The 15,348-nt window shown below is 38.2% G+C and carries 15 protein-coding genes; 12 read left to right on the top strand and 3 right to left on the bottom strand.

Going from position 1 to position 15,348, the window contains the following annotated elements; all coding sequences use genetic code 11:
• Positions 1–41: 41 nt before the first annotated feature.
• A complete protein-coding gene (locus tag ES711_RS11650) occupies positions 42–1,040 on the top strand; it encodes an alpha/beta fold hydrolase (protein WP_146893486.1) in 999 nt (332 codons plus the stop codon).
• A 166-nt stretch (positions 1,041–1,206) separates the two neighbouring features.
• On the top strand, positions 1,207–1,614 hold the full coding sequence (locus ES711_RS11645) for a putative quinol monooxygenase (RefSeq protein WP_146893485.1): 408 nt from the start codon (positions 1,207–1,209) through the stop codon (positions 1,612–1,614).
• Positions 1,615–1,643: 29 nt separating this feature from the next.
• On the opposite strand, the gene ES711_RS11640 is transcribed toward ES711_RS11645, so the two are convergent.
• Complete coding sequence (locus ES711_RS11640) at positions 1,644–2,567, bottom strand: mechanosensitive ion channel family protein (protein ID WP_146893484.1); 924 nt, start codon at positions 2,565–2,567, stop codon at positions 1,644–1,646.
• Between the two features lie 226 nt (positions 2,568–2,793).
• On the opposite strand from ES711_RS11640, the gene ES711_RS11635 reads away from it, so the two are divergent.
• From ES711_RS11635 to ES711_RS11590, 10 genes are all read left to right on the top strand, one after another.
• Positions 2,794–3,843, top strand: a complete 1,050-nt coding sequence (locus tag ES711_RS11635; RefSeq protein ID WP_146893483.1) for a flavin monoamine oxidase family protein — start codon at positions 2,794–2,796, stop codon at positions 3,841–3,843.
• A gap of 108 nt (positions 3,844–3,951) precedes the next feature.
• Positions 3,952–5,511: a sulfatase gene (locus ES711_RS11630; protein WP_146893482.1), complete on the top strand. Its 1,560-nt coding sequence runs from the start codon at positions 3,952–3,954 to the stop codon at positions 5,509–5,511.
• Positions 5,512–5,530: 19 nt separating this feature from the next.
• Positions 5,531–6,091 (top strand): GNAT family N-acetyltransferase, encoded by a 561-nt coding sequence (locus tag ES711_RS11625; protein ID WP_146893481.1) that lies wholly within the window; start codon positions 5,531–5,533, stop codon positions 6,089–6,091.
• Between the two features lie 114 nt (positions 6,092–6,205).
• Positions 6,206–6,769 (top strand): GNAT family acetyltransferase, encoded by a 564-nt coding sequence (locus ES711_RS11620; RefSeq protein WP_146893480.1) that lies wholly within the window; start codon positions 6,206–6,208, stop codon positions 6,767–6,769.
• A 96-nt stretch (positions 6,770–6,865) separates the two neighbouring features.
• Positions 6,866–7,657 carry a YoaK family protein gene (locus tag ES711_RS11615; protein ID WP_146893479.1) on the top strand — a complete coding sequence of 264 codons (792 nt, stop codon included), beginning with the start codon at positions 6,866–6,868 and terminating at the stop codon, positions 7,655–7,657.
• A 137-nt stretch (positions 7,658–7,794) separates the two neighbouring features.
• Positions 7,795–8,127 carry an ArsR/SmtB family transcription factor gene (locus ES711_RS11610; protein ID WP_146893478.1) on the top strand — a complete coding sequence of 111 codons (333 nt, stop codon included), beginning with the start codon at positions 7,795–7,797 and terminating at the stop codon, positions 8,125–8,127.
• 37 nt (positions 8,128–8,164) lie between these two features.
• Positions 8,165–9,052, top strand: a complete 888-nt coding sequence (locus tag ES711_RS11605) for an arsenite methyltransferase (RefSeq protein WP_146893477.1) — start codon at positions 8,165–8,167, stop codon at positions 9,050–9,052.
• A 101-nt stretch (positions 9,053–9,153) separates the two neighbouring features.
• Positions 9,154–9,933: a HipA family kinase gene (locus tag ES711_RS11600; RefSeq protein ID WP_146893476.1), complete on the top strand. Its 780-nt coding sequence runs from the start codon at positions 9,154–9,156 to the stop codon at positions 9,931–9,933.
• Complete coding sequence (locus ES711_RS11595; protein ID WP_146893475.1) at positions 9,923–10,306, top strand: DUF3037 domain-containing protein; 384 nt, start codon at positions 9,923–9,925, stop codon at positions 10,304–10,306. The genes ES711_RS11600 and ES711_RS11595 overlap by 11 nt, the downstream gene beginning before the upstream one ends.
• Before the next feature lie 103 nt (positions 10,307–10,409).
• Positions 10,410–11,519: a formylglycine-generating enzyme family protein gene (locus ES711_RS11590; RefSeq protein ID WP_146893474.1), complete on the top strand. Its 1,110-nt coding sequence runs from the start codon at positions 10,410–10,412 to the stop codon at positions 11,517–11,519.
• An 84-nt stretch (positions 11,520–11,603) separates the two neighbouring features.
• Here ES711_RS11590 and ES711_RS11585 read toward each other — a convergent pair whose 3' ends face one another.
• Together ES711_RS11585 and ES711_RS11580 are read right to left on the bottom strand one after the other, a co-directional pair.
• Positions 11,604–13,079, bottom strand: coding sequence for a glycosyltransferase (locus ES711_RS11585; RefSeq protein WP_146893473.1), 1,476 nt, complete (start codon positions 13,077–13,079; stop codon positions 11,604–11,606).
• A 312-nt stretch (positions 13,080–13,391) separates the two neighbouring features.
• Positions 13,392–15,335: an OmpA family protein gene (locus ES711_RS11580; protein WP_146893472.1), complete on the bottom strand. Its 1,944-nt coding sequence runs from the start codon at positions 15,333–15,335 to the stop codon at positions 13,392–13,394.
• Between the last annotated feature and the right edge of the window lie 13 nt (positions 15,336–15,348).

Here is a 15,348-nt window from a genome sequence, read left to right as displayed (position 1 = left end):
TGGATGGACAAAGAAACTATAATTAATCTCGATACAACATCATGAAAAACATTTTCACTATACTAACAGTTTTATTTACCGTTTGCAACTCAATTGCTCAAGATGGTAATTTACAATGGCTTGATCTTGAATTGGCGAATTACCAATACCCCTATAAAGTGTCAACTTTAAATTTGAAGAATCAAAATCAAGAATTAATAATGGCGTATATGGACGTCAAACCAGAACATTATAATGGAAAAAATATTGTGCTTTTACACGGTAAAAACTTTAACGGTGCCTATTGGAAAACAACTATTGAAGCATTAGCTAAAGAAGGATTTCGTGTTATCGCGCCAGATCAAATAGGATTTGGTAAGTCTTCAAAACCAGACCATTTTCACTATACATTTCAGCAACTTGCTCAAAACACTAAAATGCTTTTGGATACTTTAAACATTTCTAAAACGGCCGTATTAGGACATTCAATGGGCGGTATGTTAGCAACACGGTTTGCCTTAATGTATCCTAACACCACTGAAAAACTCATCTTAGAAAACCCTATAGGATTGGAAGACTGGAAACTAAAGGTGCCGTACAAACCTGTGGAATGGTGGTATGAAAATGAACTAAAATCAAGTTATGAAGGCATTAAAAAATATCAACTCGTCAACTATTATGACAATAAATGGAAGTCTGAATATGACCAATGGGTCAATTTATTGGCCGGATGGACCTTAAATTCTGATTATAAAACCATCGCTTGGAACGCTGCGCTCACCTATGATATGATATTTACGCAACCTGTTTTTTATGAATTTAAAAACATCACAACACCAACTTTATTAATTATTGGCACGCGAGACAGAACAGCACTGGGAAAACCATTAGTAACTGATGACGTTAGTAAAACCATGGGGCTCTATGATAAATTAGGAAAAGAAACGCAAAAAAGCATATCTGGCTCTCAATTAGTGGAATTAAAAGACGTGGGACATTTACCGCATATTGAAGTGTTTGATCAATTTATAAAGCCTCTTGTGATGTTCTTGAAGGAGTAATTGAGCAACCGTTATATTATTTATAAGGAAAGTTTTCGCATTTAATAATCTAAAATTCTATCGAACGATCTAACTCATAAAATAATCAACTTTCACTTAAGATTTTAACACTTAGAGCATCAAAGAAATCACTAAATTTAATAGGTCTCTATTAAATTTGATTTTTATGAAGGCACGATTCGTATTATCCGTTAAATTAATGCTCCTAAGCTCTGTTGTTTTGCTCATGGGATGCAATGCAAACACTAAGCCGACAGATTCGGGAAACGAAGATCATATGGTCGTTTTAGTATCCTATAAATCACAGCCAAATAAGGAAGCTCAGACTTATAACGAGTTAACCAAATTAGTCGAACGTGTAAAAAACGAACCCCATTTTATCTCTATAAGACTTCATGTCAATGCAAAAGACTCTGCAAACATTCTCCTGTATGAAGAATGGGACGATGCAAACTATTACCAGACGGAACATATGCAGACAGATCATTTGCAACAATTCATTGCCGATTCTAGGAACTTCTTAAATGGTCCACCTGAAATTTCATTCTGGAAATTGGAGAAAAACTTTAAATAGTTAAATGGCTACTCTTGTACTTTGTAAAGCTAACGTCTGACACCTTCAGGAAACTGCACTTTCTCAGGGTCTGCATTGAGCATAGGCAATGCCAATCTTAAAATCCGATTGCGCCTTTCTGTAGTATCTTTTGGTTCTACAGGATATGAAATCACAGCTTCCATCCAGGCATATTGATTGTTTCTGAAATATACGGCAGGATGCCAATGCTCATAATTATGTTCTGCAATTTGAGGATAACGCTTGTTGAAGTCTTCTTTTGCGGCTTTCAACAGACAGGTTTCCAAATAATGTAAATTAGAAGTATAAGCAACCTGTATGGCGGTTTCATTCCATATAAAAGGAATTTGAGGCCCTGAATAATTAATCACTTCTTCCCTCAAAATCATACTGTTCGGAAATCGGATCACGCGGCCGCTCATCCTATCATTGCCCAAATAATCGCCACTACACTCTAAAATGGAGGTGTCTAAATAACTAATTTCAACGACATCACCCCTAAAATCCTTTATTTGAATCCGATCGCCTACCAAATACGAACGTCTCAAGATCAAATAAATCCAAGCAATAAATGAGGCAATGGGTGCCTGTAACGCGAAACCTATTACCAAAGAAATCAAACCAAAACTCACCGCTGCCGCGAGTAAGTTTTGAAACACAAATGAGGTGACTACAATTAAACTGAAGACAATAGAAAGAAACCTGATAATCCGTAGCAGGTTATAGCGGTCGCCTTCGAGATAATCATGATTACTCACAAATTTAGCAATGATGCGGCTAATTAAAAATATTAAAGCGATTAGGAACAGGCTCAAACTCAATTTTTTCACTATCGGCACATAGGCCTCCCATCGGTCAAAAAAAGCTAAATCTATGACATAATGAAGCGTTACCAACAAGGCAACGATTATTCCGTAAATGATGATCCAACGATTGTTCTTTTGGCGTTTCATATAAAACAATTACTTTAACTTGTGAAATTAATACATCTTGTGAACATAATGAAACCTTATAATCATTAAGATAATAACGTTCATATCAACTAAAAAATAAAACATGATGGAATAATTCAGACTATTTCTAACAGACAGATTACCTTTGATTCTTTATAATTTAATAGTTTATTAACCTACAGAAGTGCCATTGTTTTTACAGTGAAGCTTCCTTTTTCATAAGAAGATGATCATCATAATTGGAGCAGGACTTTCAGGACTTTTAACCGCATACCGCTTAAAATCTGCGGGAATACCGTTTAAAGTATTGGAAGCGCGAGCGCGTATTGGGGGCCGAATACACACTGTGGAAAGCGCGCAAAACACGCCGGTTGAAATGGGTGCCACTTGGTTTGGTGATTCCCACACTAACCTCATGGTCTTACTAAAGGAATTAGATCTGAACTATTACGAGCAATACATGCAAGGCACGGTTTTTTATCAACCTCTAGCCAACGCTCCTGCGCAAGAAATACAACTGCCAAGTCAGCCTCCAAGCTACAGAATTTCTGGTGGCACGTCGCACTTGATAACTATTTTATCCCAAAAATTGGATCCTGCGGACGTCTTGTGCAATCAGGAAGTAACAAACATTAGTTATCAAAACAACACCCTCAAAGTTCAAGCTGCTGAGGTTTTTACGGCCAGCCGAGTCGTATTAGCATTGCCGCCCAAATTATGGTCTAAAAAAATAATTTTTAGTCCGCCCCTACCCAAGCCACTTACCTGCATCGCTGAGGAAACCCATACTTGGATGGAAGATGCGATAAAAGTAGCACTCACCTACCCCAAACCCTTTTGGCGACACCAAGACTTTGCTGGAGCATTATTCAGTAATGCTGGGCCTATCACGGAGTTTTATGACCATTGCAATCAGGATGTATCTGAGTTTGCGCTTTGTGGATTCATCAATCCAGCCTATAAAAATTTAAGTGTTGAGGATCGGAAATCGCAAATTGTGGCGCAATTAAAAGCCGTTTTTGGAACTCAAGCAGCTCAATTTTTGGATTATAAGGAATGTATTTGGAGTAACGAAGTGCATACTTTTGAAACTTCAGACCCGCCTCTGCTTCCCCATCAACACAATGGTCATGAGATCTTTAGACCACCCTATTACGATGAGCGTCTATTCATATCCAGTGCTGAAGTAGCGTCTAAATTCCCAGGTTATATGGATGGCGCAGTACATGTAGGAAATGCCACGGCGCAAAAAATTATTAATCTTCATTACCTTTAAAGGGCGTAAGTATTTAAATGCAGTATGAACAGTCGCTTTCCTTAAATTGGCTATTTTTATAATTGTTATTTAAGTAGGTCCTAGGCTTAAAACTATATTCAATTCATTATGACATTAAAATCTTTAGATACATTATCAAAATTTAAAAATACACTTAAAATTTTAATTTCAGCATTTCTTATTATCGCTAATATAAGTAGTGTAGGTGCTCAGACAATTGACCATAAACCGCCCAACATCATTGTCTTTTTAGTGGACGATATGGGAATAATGGACTCATCCGTTCCATTTTTGACGGATTCTGATGGTTCATTAATAAAATATCCATTAAATGAGTATTACCGAACGCCGCATATGGAAAAATTGGCAGCACAGGGCATGCGCTTCACTAATTTTTATGCGCATTCCGTGTGCTCACCTTCCCGAACTTCAATACTCACGGGACAAAATTCTGCACGACATGGCGTCACTAACTGGGTACATCCAGAAAGTAATAATAAGACACCTCTAGGGCCGCCCGGCTGGAATTGGAAAGGGCTCGATAAATCATCAGTTACCTTCCCACGTTTATTACAGGCTCAAGGCTATACCACCATACATGTTGGCAAAGCACATTTTGGTCCTTTAAACAGTGATGGTGAAGATCCTTCCAACATCGGATTTGATGTTAATATTGGTGGCAGCGCCATTGGCCAACCTGGAAGTTATTTGGGCACGGAGGCTTACGGCCTTACAGGAGGAGATAAACACCGGGCAGTACCCGGTTTGGAAAACTATCACGGTAAAGATGTATTCTTAACTGAAGCTTTAACCTTAGAAGCCAATAAGGCCATTTCTCAGGCAAAAGAAGCAGGTAAACCATTTTATCTGAATATGTGGCATTATGCTGTACATGCACCATTTTATTCTGACGCCCGATTCAAAGAGCACTATAGTCACTCAGGAAAATCCGAAAACGCTCAAGCTTACGCTACCTTAGTGGAAGGTATAGACAAATCATTAGGTGATATTGTGCAACATGTTAAAAATTTAGGTTTAGGCAATAACACTTTAATTTTATTTTTGGGAGATAATGGTTCTGACGCGCCATTGCAAATCATTGACAATTATAGCAGCGCTTCTCCATTAAAAGGAAAGAAAGGCAACCATTGGGAAGGTGGTATGCGCGTACCCTTTATTGCCTCTTGGGTCTCCCCAGACCAGCATCAATTGGCACAACAATCGTTGCCTATCAACCAGAATGCAGTGCAAACGCAACTTGGTTCTATTCTAGATATCTTCCCCACCCTAATTAGACTCAGTGGCGCTAAAACTCCTGAAAATCACCCTATAGATGGCTTTCAACTTCATCAACAACTTACGGGCAGCCAAAATTTGGAACGCGATGAGATGTTTCTAAATCATTTTCCGCATGAGCATCGCAGCAGCTATTTTACAAGCTTGGTAAATTCTGATTGGAAAATCATATATCATTATCAATCGGATGGCACTCCCAAATATGAACTTTTCAATTTAAATAGTGATCCCTTTGAAACCACAAATGTTGCCAATACCCACCCCGAACAACTCAAGATGATGATGGCTTTGTTGTCAAAGGAATTAGAAGATAAAAAAGCACTCTATCCTGAAAAGAATCAACAGCCTCTAAGACCTATTTTGCCAAAATAAGGAAGAAATACTATCAGTTATGATCATCAGAAAAGCCGTAGCATCAGACGCTAGCGCCATAACCAACTATTTACAATTGGCCATGGAGGATATACTCTTTGAATTTATCGGAGAACATAATCCTAAAAGTGCTCAAGCATTTTTGTTGCATTTTGTTCAAAATATAAACAACCAATATTCTTATCAAAACTGTTTTGTAGCGGAAGAAGACCTCCAGGTGATCGCAGCGCTCAATATTTATGATGGGGCCCATCTGGAACAGCTACGAGCTCCCATTGCAAATTATATTAAAACGGAACTTAAACAACCATTTAATCCTGAAGATGAAACACAGGCTGGCGAATATTATATCGATTCCTTTGGGGTCAGTCCTGAACATCAAGGCCAAGGGATTGGAACCAAACTGCTTCAATACGTTATAGACACCTATGTGCACCAACAGAAACAAACTGTGGGACTTTTAGTAGATGCCGATAATCCCAACGCAAAACGCCTGTATTTGAAACTCGGATTCAAACCTATTGGAGAAAAGCTTTTGGTCGGAAAAAGGATGATACACCTTCAAATAAAGCCCGACTAGTCACCACCAGATTTTACATTCAGAACTGCAATCTACACTGATCAAAAAAGTATTAAATTAGGGGTGCTAAATACTTTCAATAAATTCTTTATGACTTCCTAAACGCATTCGCCAATGATCACTACCAGAAGTGGAACCGACAAGGATATTCCAGGCGTACTTGCTTTACAGGAGCGCTATTTATTCAGAAATTTGAATGAAGTGCAGCGGCAAAAAGGATTTGTCACCACCCCTTTCACTTCCAATCAAATTGAGGACATTCTCAAACAAAATGGTCTTCTTATAGCTGAGAATGAAAAGAAAGTCATTATTGGCTACGCTTTTGCTGGGAGTTGGACCTACTTTAAACAGTGGGAAATCTTTAATGTGATGATCTCTCGTTTCCCTCAACTGAACTTTAGAGCCAAAACTATTACAACCTATAATAGTTTTCAATACGGTCCCATTTGTATTGAAGAATCTTATCGGGGAACAGGTCTGTTGCAAAGACTTTTTGAGGTGATGCGCATTGAATTCTCAAAAAATTATCCCCTATCCATTACGTTTATAAATGCCGTAAATGTTGTTTCTGAACGCGCACATACTCAAAAATTAGGTTGGGAGGTTATCGATACTTTTGAGTTTAATCAAAATAACTACGTCGCTTTGGCCTTTAAAATGAAACATTCCGTTCTATAATCTGACCTCATAAAAACAAATATAAAACTGGAGATTACAACATTTAATCGAAAATAAAAACTTAAGTTATCAGCTGATTCTTAATCACATTATAACATGTTCAAACATCAAGGAAAAAGCAGGACCCTAAAACACAATTTGCGCATTGCTACCATCCTGTCCTTCGTTGCGGGCATTGTAAATGTCACAGGATTTCTGGCCTACCAAGAATTGACCACACATGTTACTGGCCACTTTGCGTTATTTATTAGAGATGTTGCCGACTTTAAATGGTGGCAGGGCACCATCTATTTTCTCTATATTTTTGCATTCCTTTTTGGATCCTTTGTTTCAAGTGTGCTGATAGAGAACTATAAAGAAAATAGGAAATTGAACGTTTTTGTACTGCCAACTCTCTTGGAATCCGCCATACTTATTGGGATTGCTGTGTTTAGCAATTTCAATCACACCGTCACCCCGCACCTCACCGTATGTTTATTGTTATTCGCAATGGGATTACAGAATTCGCTCGTTACAAAAATCTCCGATGCTGTTGTAAGAACAACGCATTTAACCGGCTTGTTCACCGATTTAGGCATCGAATTATCACAACTTTTCTTTCCCAAATCCCATCCCAACAGAAAACATTTAAAGGCTAATATTAAACTCCGCCTTTTCATCATTTGCTTCTTTTTTATGGGTGGTATTATTGGAGGATTGCTGTATACCTCGTTTAATTTGAAAATGAATACGCTTTTACTAGGGGCTTTCATACTGATCATCAGCCTATTCTTTGATGACTTTCGGCTAAAATTAATCACTATAAAAAGACGATATCGCCGACAAACCAAAACGTCCATTCTCTCCAAAAAGAAGGTCAAACCTCGGTTTTACAAGAAAGATTCTTAAGTACGCTAATAAAATCGGTTCATTTGGAATTCGAAAAGTCTTCACATATAATGCAAGCGTACAAAAAAATAATCCCAAGATAATTTTGCTGTTTTTCATATTCATCGTAATATTGCAATGAAGCAATCAAACAACTTATGGGACTTTCTAAAACCGAAATCTTTACAGACCAACAGAACGAAATTTCGGTATTCGCCAAAGTTTTTGGTCACCCCGCCAGAGTGGCGATTTTACAACATTTGTTCAAAATTGACACCTGTGTTTGTGGAGATTTGGTGAACGAAATTGGGTTAGCACAACCTACTATTAGCCAACATTTAAAGGAACTAAAGCATTTGGGATTGATTAAAGGAACTATTGAAGGCACCCGTGTGTGTTATTGTATAGATCATAACAATTGGAGTAAAATGAAACAACTATTGTTGGAGTTCTTAAATCAAGACGTTGCGATTAGCACCGAATGCTGTTAATTAAAAAGATTGCTTAATCCTTAAAAAACATATTAAAATGAATAAATCACAGGAATTAAAAGACATCGTCAAACAACGTTACGCTAAAATTGCGGAGCAAGGTAAGGCTGAAAATGCAGCATCCTGTTGTGGAGCTACAACGCCGTCCAATAAAATTTATAACATCATGATGGATGATTATTCTGAAACCCAAGGCTATAATGAAGCTGCAGACTTGGGATTGGGATGCGGACTTCCAACACAATTTGCAAAAATAAAAAAAGGAGACACCGTGATCGACTTAGGTTCAGGCGCCGGAAATGATTGCTTTGTAGCACGTCATGAAACAGGTGTAGAAGGGAAAGTGATTGGTATCGATTTTACGCCCATTATGATTGAAAAAGCGCGAAACAACGCTGAAAAACTGGGCTACAATAATGTGGAATTCAGAGAAGGTGATATTGACGCGATGCCCGTGAATGATGCGGTTGCTGACGTTATTGTTAGTAATTGCGTCTTGAACCTTGTGCCGGACAAGGAACAGGTAATTAAAGAAATATACCGCGTTCTAAAACCAGGAGGACACTTTAGTATTTCAGATATCGTTTTGGTCGGAGATCTTCCTGAGGCCTTAAAAAATGATGCTGAAATGTATGCAGGTTGTGTAGCTGGCGCGATTCAAAAATCAGAGTACCTGCAAATGATTACAGATCAGGGGTTTCAAAACGTCACCATCCAAAAGGAAAAACCTATCACCATTCCAGATGATATCTTAATTAAATATCTTTCTGAAGCAGAGGTCAACACCTTTAATACTGCAGCTACCGGTATTTTTAGCATTACGGTTTATGCGGAAAAACAAGGCTCCACAGCCGACAAACCTAAATTGAATTTTTCTGAACTTTCAACAGGCTCATCTTGCGAACCTTATACGGGCTGTTGCTAAGACCCCTATAAGATGATTGCTTTGGGCACGGAAAAACTACTGATCTTAATATTGTCCCTTTCGGTGCCTGAGCAATTTCCTTTTTTAGTACCTTCGTCCTTATGAATGCACTTGATATTCGCACCGTAGATGTTGTGCAATATGTGACGCCATTGCGTGAAGGCGGCTCCATGCCCGCCATTGTGAAAGCCAACGATGGCTTTTTATATGTCTTAAAATTTAGAGGTGCCGGACAAGGCAAAAAAGCATTAATTGCCGAATTTATCGGTGGCGAATTGGCACGTGCCATAGGCTTAAAAGTTCCGGAAGTGGTGTTTATGAATCTGGACGATTCCTTTAGCAAAACGGAACCGGATGAAGAAATTCAGGATTTATTAAAATTTAGTGTGGGTCTTAATCTGGGACTGCACTTTCTTTCAGGAGCGATAACCATCGATCCGTTGGTCACAAAAATTGACGGCCTTATTGCCTCCAAAGTGGTATTATTGGACAGTCTGATCAGCAACATCGACCGCACCCCAAAAAATCCGAACTTACTTTTTTGGAATAAGGAATTGTGGATCATTGATAATGGTGCTAGTTTTTACTTTCACCACAATTGGCCCACCTGGGAAAACCATTTGATCAGGACCTTCCCATTAATCAAAGATCATGTGTTATTAGCCCAAGCCACGCAATTACCTGCGGCGGCTAAAAGTATTGAGTTGACCTTGGACGACGCCATCATCAATTCCATTATTGAAAGCATTCCGGAAGATTGGTTGCTAAGCGACGTGGACACAATGTCTCCTGACGCTATCAGAATTGCTTACAAGCGTTTTTTAACCACTAAGCTCTCTATGATTGAAGTATTAGCAAAAGAAGCTCAAGATGCAAGATAAAGTTACTTATGAATATGCCATCATTAGGGTGGTTCCTAAAGTTGAACGGGAAGAATTCTTTAACGTCGGGGTGTTGCTATTTTCCAAACGCAAAAATTATTTAGGGGTTAAATTTAAAATTGACAAAAAAAAGTTGGAAGCTTTTTCCGACGAGATAGATCTGCAAATGCTAAAAGACCATTTAGCAGCGTGGCAAAATATATGTGAAGGTGCTGAAGATAGTGGTGCTATTGGTCAATTTGAAGTCTCGGACCGATTCAGATGGTTAGCGGCCTGTAGGAGCACCATTATTCAAAGTTCAAAAACGCACTCTGGTTTATGTATGGATCCCGAGGCAGAATTGGAACATCTCTTTAAAACATTTGTTTTATAACGACACCCAGACTTTTCTACTTCATTAGGCTAGTTATTACAAGCACGTAAAATTGATTATTATTTGAGTAAATTTAGCCTTCTAAATTTACCAAATCCCTGCTATGCGCTACGCCCTTCTAAAACACACCTTATTTTTCACCCTCACTTCGCTGATTTTTGTCAGCTGTAAAAATCCATCCCCTAAATCAGAAGACGTCGCCAAAACTACTCCTTCTCACGTATTATTAAAAGAAAAACCCTATGACATTCAAACTCCAGAGGGCATGGTTTGGGTAGAGGGCAAAACGTTTACTCAAGGTGCAAAACCAGGCGATGCTTACGTAATGCCCAGAGAGCAACCAGCACATGAAGTGACCGTAGATGGATTTTTTATAGACGTTACAGAAGTCACGAACGCACAGTTTAAAAAATTTATAGACGCCACAGGCTATGTCACCATTGCTGAACGTCCCATTGATTGGGAGGTCATGAAAAATGATCTTCCGGAAGGCACTCCAAAACCGGCGGATAGCATCTTACAACCGGGGAGTTTAATATTTAATAAAGATGTAAATGCTGTGGCTAATATGCACAACTATCAACAATGGTGGACCTGGAAAATTGGGGCCAACTGGAAACATCCAATGGGTCCGGGAAGCACAATTGAAGGCAAGGATAATTTTCCTGTGGTGCATATTGCCTATGATGACGCACTCGCGTATTGTGAATGGGCCAATAGACGATTACCTACAGAGGCTGAATGGGAATCCGCAGCACAAGGCACAAATGACAACAGTATTTATACGTGGGGTAGTGATCCGGAGCAATTAAACGCCTCAGCAAACACTTGGCAAGGAACTTTTCCTGTAGAAAACCAAAGTGTGGATGGGTTTAAATTAGTGTCACCCGTAAAATCTTTCCCGCCGAATAGTATCGGAATTTACGATATGCTCGGAAATGTTTGGGAATTGACTCAAGATTGGTATAATGAAAGCTATTACAAGCAAATTGACAGCTCTAAACCACTCATTAATCCTACAGGCGCCGAAACTGCACACTCTCCCAATAACCCTTATCAAAAGGAACACGTCATTAAAGGCGGTTCGTTTTTGTGTCACGAGTCGTATTGCGCCAGTTATAGAATATCTGCACGAATGAGTACCAGCATAGACTCTGCCTCTGACCATGTGGGCTTTAGAACTATGACAACCGTCGCAATGCTCAAAGATTAAAAGGAGGTATAAAAAAAAGGGATCACGACTTCATCTGAAGCCGCAATCCCTTAAATTTTAAATACTCATTCTTAAGAACAGACTTTATTTTTTCTCCGTTATCTCTCTGGTTAACCATCCTCTTCTACTTGCAGTTGCAATAGCGTAAGGGGTTATCCAAAACAACCCGAATGTATATAGGATACTGTATGAATACGCCCAAAAGGATTCTGATAATTTATAGTTTTTCGCGTAAAACAATACGGGAAAACTCGATAAAATCAAAATACTAAAAATGGTAGAGCTGATAAACAAGATAGGATGCATCACGATGAAAAATAACATGAACACCAAAAATGGATAACTCATAATAATTTTAGACGACTGGCTGATAAATAACAATCGCGTTCCTAATTTAGAACCTTCTCTAAAGTCTGTAAATACATATTTTGACATTTGAATATTCTCACGAACATTACTTCTGCCCCATCTGATAAACATTTTGTACAATCCTTTGTATTGCTCAGGAACATTCGTGTAACAGTATGCGTTTTTCTGGAACAATACATGTTTACCTTGCTTCAAGATCATGTTGGTCATGGCGCGATCTTCACCAATATCTGAAGGTTGCCCCATAAAGGTTTGATTGATCCAATCTTCCAAACATGCAAATACTGCTGTTCTACGGTAAGCGGCTAGAGCACCTGGCGTACACAATACAGAGTTTAAAGCACTCTCAGCGGAACGTACAAACTCAAAACTCAATACGAAACTTACGTTTAACATTTTAGGCAACAACGCTTTTTCATTATTCAACACGCGAATATTCCCAGCGACAGCGCCACAATTCTCGTTAGTTACGAAGGGGCTCACTAAATTTCTTAAGGTATCACTTTTTACTACAGAATCACTATCTACAGTGACGAACACATCACCCATACCCAAGTTAAAACCACGGTATAATGCATGACGTTTCCCTTTATTTTTAGGTTGCTTATAAATAGATAATCGGTCGCCCAATCTCTTTTTAGCCTCTTGCATCCAGTACCAAGTATCATCCTTACTACCATCATCAATGGCTAAAAGCTCTAGTTTACCCTCAGGGTAATCACTATCCGCTAAACTCATCAGCGTGTCCCAAACCTGTTTCCCTTCGTTATAAGCCGGCACAATCACTGTACAGGTTGGCAATTCACTATCAGAAACTGAAGCGACAGCTTTGTATTTGTAATAAAGAAAAAGGTTGTAGATAAAAAATCCAGCTTTAAAAATAAAAAGTCCAGTGGCCACAACTAAAAAGATAAGTCCAAAAGTCGAATTGATCCGTTCCGCTCTAAAGTCTTGGAAATCGTTCTGAAGATCGAACACTAAAAATGCCGAGCCAATCATCAGTAAAAAGGTGCTGAGCAAGACCACTACACCCCAAGGGTTAATGGCGTTTTTGGTAGCGATGCTATTAAAAAACGAGCCTTTATGAGGTTCTTTATGTTGATCCACAGAGTTAAGATTTGTATTTATGTTAGTATTAGTAGACGTTTTCAAGTCTTTGGAAGCTGTTGATGTAAGTGTTTCAGTAGTCATAGAATTTTTGCAAGTTACGTTGCGATGCGTTTATTAATGAATTATGATGTTACCTCTAATAAGCAACACTTATGCCAATGTCCCAACAGTAGGTTAATGCCCTAAAAGGATCCAAAACAGAAAAAAACTGTATAGTATTTACACACATTCACTGGGGCGTATACACACATTTACACAGTTCACATAAGGCATACAGGATTATACGCCTCAACCCAAGCGAGCCCATTTGCACTACCTATAAAACACAAAAAAGCCGAAGATGAATCTTCGGCTTCCCATACTATTTAAAAGTTGTTACTAAAGCAAAACTCTCTAGTCTTTTATTATAAATTCAGAACGTCTGTTTTTCTGATGTTCATCTCTAGAACAACTTACACCGTTAGTACACTTATTAACCGGGTTGGTCTCTCCCATCCCAATGGCACTTAAACGTGTTTCAGACACACCATTATCTACCAAATATTTTAAAGTGGCCGTAGCACGACGTTGAGATAATGCTTGGTTATAGGCATCATTTCCTCTACTGTCTGTATGTGCACGGATTTCTAAATTTAATTGTGGATATTGGTTTAATGCTGCCAATACTTTTTCTAATTCAACTTTAGCATCTTGTCTAATGGTTGCCTTGTCAAAATCGAAATAAATCATTGGGATGTTCAGCACTTTAGATAAGTCTATTCCCGTTTCTAGAGCAACTTCATTAGGTTGTAATTGAAAATCAATTGTCTGATGTTCTAGATTTGGTTTTGACATGACTTCATCAGCATCATAGGTATCTTTAGTCACTCTTACCAAATACGAATCGAATTTATTTGTTTCAGCCAAATAATGACCAACACTATCCGTAGTAACTTTTCTAAATAACATATTATTAGAATCAGTTAAAGTAACCTCAGCGCCTGACAATGGTAAACCGGACTGTTTATCTGTCACGGTACCTTCAATTTGTCCTGCATAAACATCTACAATAGGAGCGGTTTCAAGAAACGAATAAATGTTATCATGAACAAATTCTCCTACGTTCTCCGAGCGATTAGAACTGATAAATCCTCTTTTGGAATGAAAATCAATCCCGAATGAAAAATCGTCCGCATATGAATTTACAGGTTTCCCTACGTTAATTAAATTCCCATAGCCATAATCGTAAATTTTTACATAAAAGACATCTAATCCTCCTAAACCAAAATGGCCATCTGAAGAAAAATATAATTCGTTGTCTGTAGATACAAAAGGAAAAGTTTCCTTTCCTCGTGTGTTTATTCTGTGACCTAAATTTACTGGTGTCCCTAAGCTACCATCAGCATTAATATCTGACACATAAAGATCAGATTCTCCAAATCCTCCAGGACGATCTGATGAGAAGTATAACTTTGTCCCATCTGCGCTTAATGCGGGATGCGCCGATGAAAAATAATCATCATTAATAGCTAACTCTTCGCCATCTTGCCAGACTCCGTCTTTTTTAACAGCCTTATAGATTTTTAATTTGCGATCATCTTTTTCAGTTCGGTTTGTAGTATTACTTCTGGTAAAGTAAATAGTATTACCGTCAGCAGTCATAACTGGAGAAGACTCATGGTATTTACTGTCCAAATTAGTAGTTAATCTCTTAGGACCATTGGTGGCTTTATTTAAAGAATCTAAAGTAATGGTGTACAAGGATAAAAAGCTAAGACCATCCCAAGCACTTCTACGGTTATAAAAGGTATTGGTATCATCCGTAGATGCAAAATACAGGGTATTGCCAAGTTTATACTGACCGAAAGTGATTTTACCTTCATCATAAAGACGTTCAAGAGTTTCCATTTGGTAACGTCCTGAATTTGCTTCAATCAATTTTAAATAATCGGCCGAATTGCGCAAGTACATTTTAGAACCGTTTTTTACAATGTAGGTATCGTAATAAGTACCTGCTTTATCTACTTGTCCAGTCGCTTTTAAGGACTGAGAGTAGCGTAAATAAATTATATCCTCTTCTGGAGTTGCGTTTAACTTAAATAAACGCTCATACCATTTTACCGCTTGGTCATATTGGGCATTAAAGTAATAGCTGTTGGCCAACTTAGTAAAAAGCTCTTCAGACTCATAGCCTTTTGCAGCTACATCCAAATATATTTTTTGAGCATTGACATAATTCAATTGCTCATAACTTTCTGCCGCTTTTTCCATCTTGCGTTCTTGCCCATGGAGCAATGCAATATTGGAAAAACAAAATAAAAGCAAAAAGAAACTATAGGTAGTAATTTTATTTTTCATCAAATCTTTTTTA

The sequence above is a fragment of the Gelidibacter salicanalis genome (genome assembly GCF_007997285.1).
GTDB lineage: Bacteria > Bacteroidota > Bacteroidia > Flavobacteriales > Flavobacteriaceae > Gelidibacter > Gelidibacter salicanalis.
Note: the sequence above shows the minus strand (reverse complement) of the source record. Positions and strands in the feature narration are given on the sequence as shown.

Coding starts and splice junctions, on each gene's coding strand:
- ES711_RS11650 (WP_146893486.1), top strand. CDS start 42: ATGAAAAACATTTTCACTATACTAACAGTTTTATTTACCGTTTGCAAC.
- ES711_RS11645 (WP_146893485.1), top strand. CDS start 1,207: ATGAAGGCACGATTCGTATTATCCGTTAAATTAATGCTCCTAAGCTCT.
- ES711_RS11640 (WP_146893484.1), bottom strand. CDS start 2,567: ATGAAACGCCAAAAGAACAATCGTTGGATCATCATTTACGGAATAATC.
- ES711_RS11635 (WP_146893483.1), top strand. CDS start 2,794: ATGATCATCATAATTGGAGCAGGACTTTCAGGACTTTTAACCGCATAC.
- ES711_RS11630 (WP_146893482.1), top strand. CDS start 3,952: ATGACATTAAAATCTTTAGATACATTATCAAAATTTAAAAATACACTT.
- ES711_RS11625 (WP_146893481.1), top strand. CDS start 5,531: ATGATCATCAGAAAAGCCGTAGCATCAGACGCTAGCGCCATAACCAAC.
- ES711_RS11620 (WP_146893480.1), top strand. CDS start 6,206: ATGATCACTACCAGAAGTGGAACCGACAAGGATATTCCAGGCGTACTT.
- ES711_RS11615 (WP_146893479.1), top strand. CDS start 6,866: ATGTTCAAACATCAAGGAAAAAGCAGGACCCTAAAACACAATTTGCGC.
- ES711_RS11610 (WP_146893478.1), top strand. CDS start 7,795: ATGGGACTTTCTAAAACCGAAATCTTTACAGACCAACAGAACGAAATT.
- ES711_RS11605 (WP_146893477.1), top strand. CDS start 8,165: ATGAATAAATCACAGGAATTAAAAGACATCGTCAAACAACGTTACGCT.
- ES711_RS11600 (WP_146893476.1), top strand. CDS start 9,154: ATGAATGCACTTGATATTCGCACCGTAGATGTTGTGCAATATGTGACG.
- ES711_RS11595 (WP_146893475.1), top strand. CDS start 9,923: ATGCAAGATAAAGTTACTTATGAATATGCCATCATTAGGGTGGTTCCT.
- ES711_RS11590 (WP_146893474.1), top strand. CDS start 10,410: ATGCGCTACGCCCTTCTAAAACACACCTTATTTTTCACCCTCACTTCG.
- ES711_RS11585 (WP_146893473.1), bottom strand. CDS start 13,079: ATGACTACTGAAACACTTACATCAACAGCTTCCAAAGACTTGAAAACG.
- ES711_RS11580 (WP_146893472.1), bottom strand. CDS start 15,335: ATGAAAAATAAAATTACTACCTATAGTTTCTTTTTGCTTTTATTTTGT.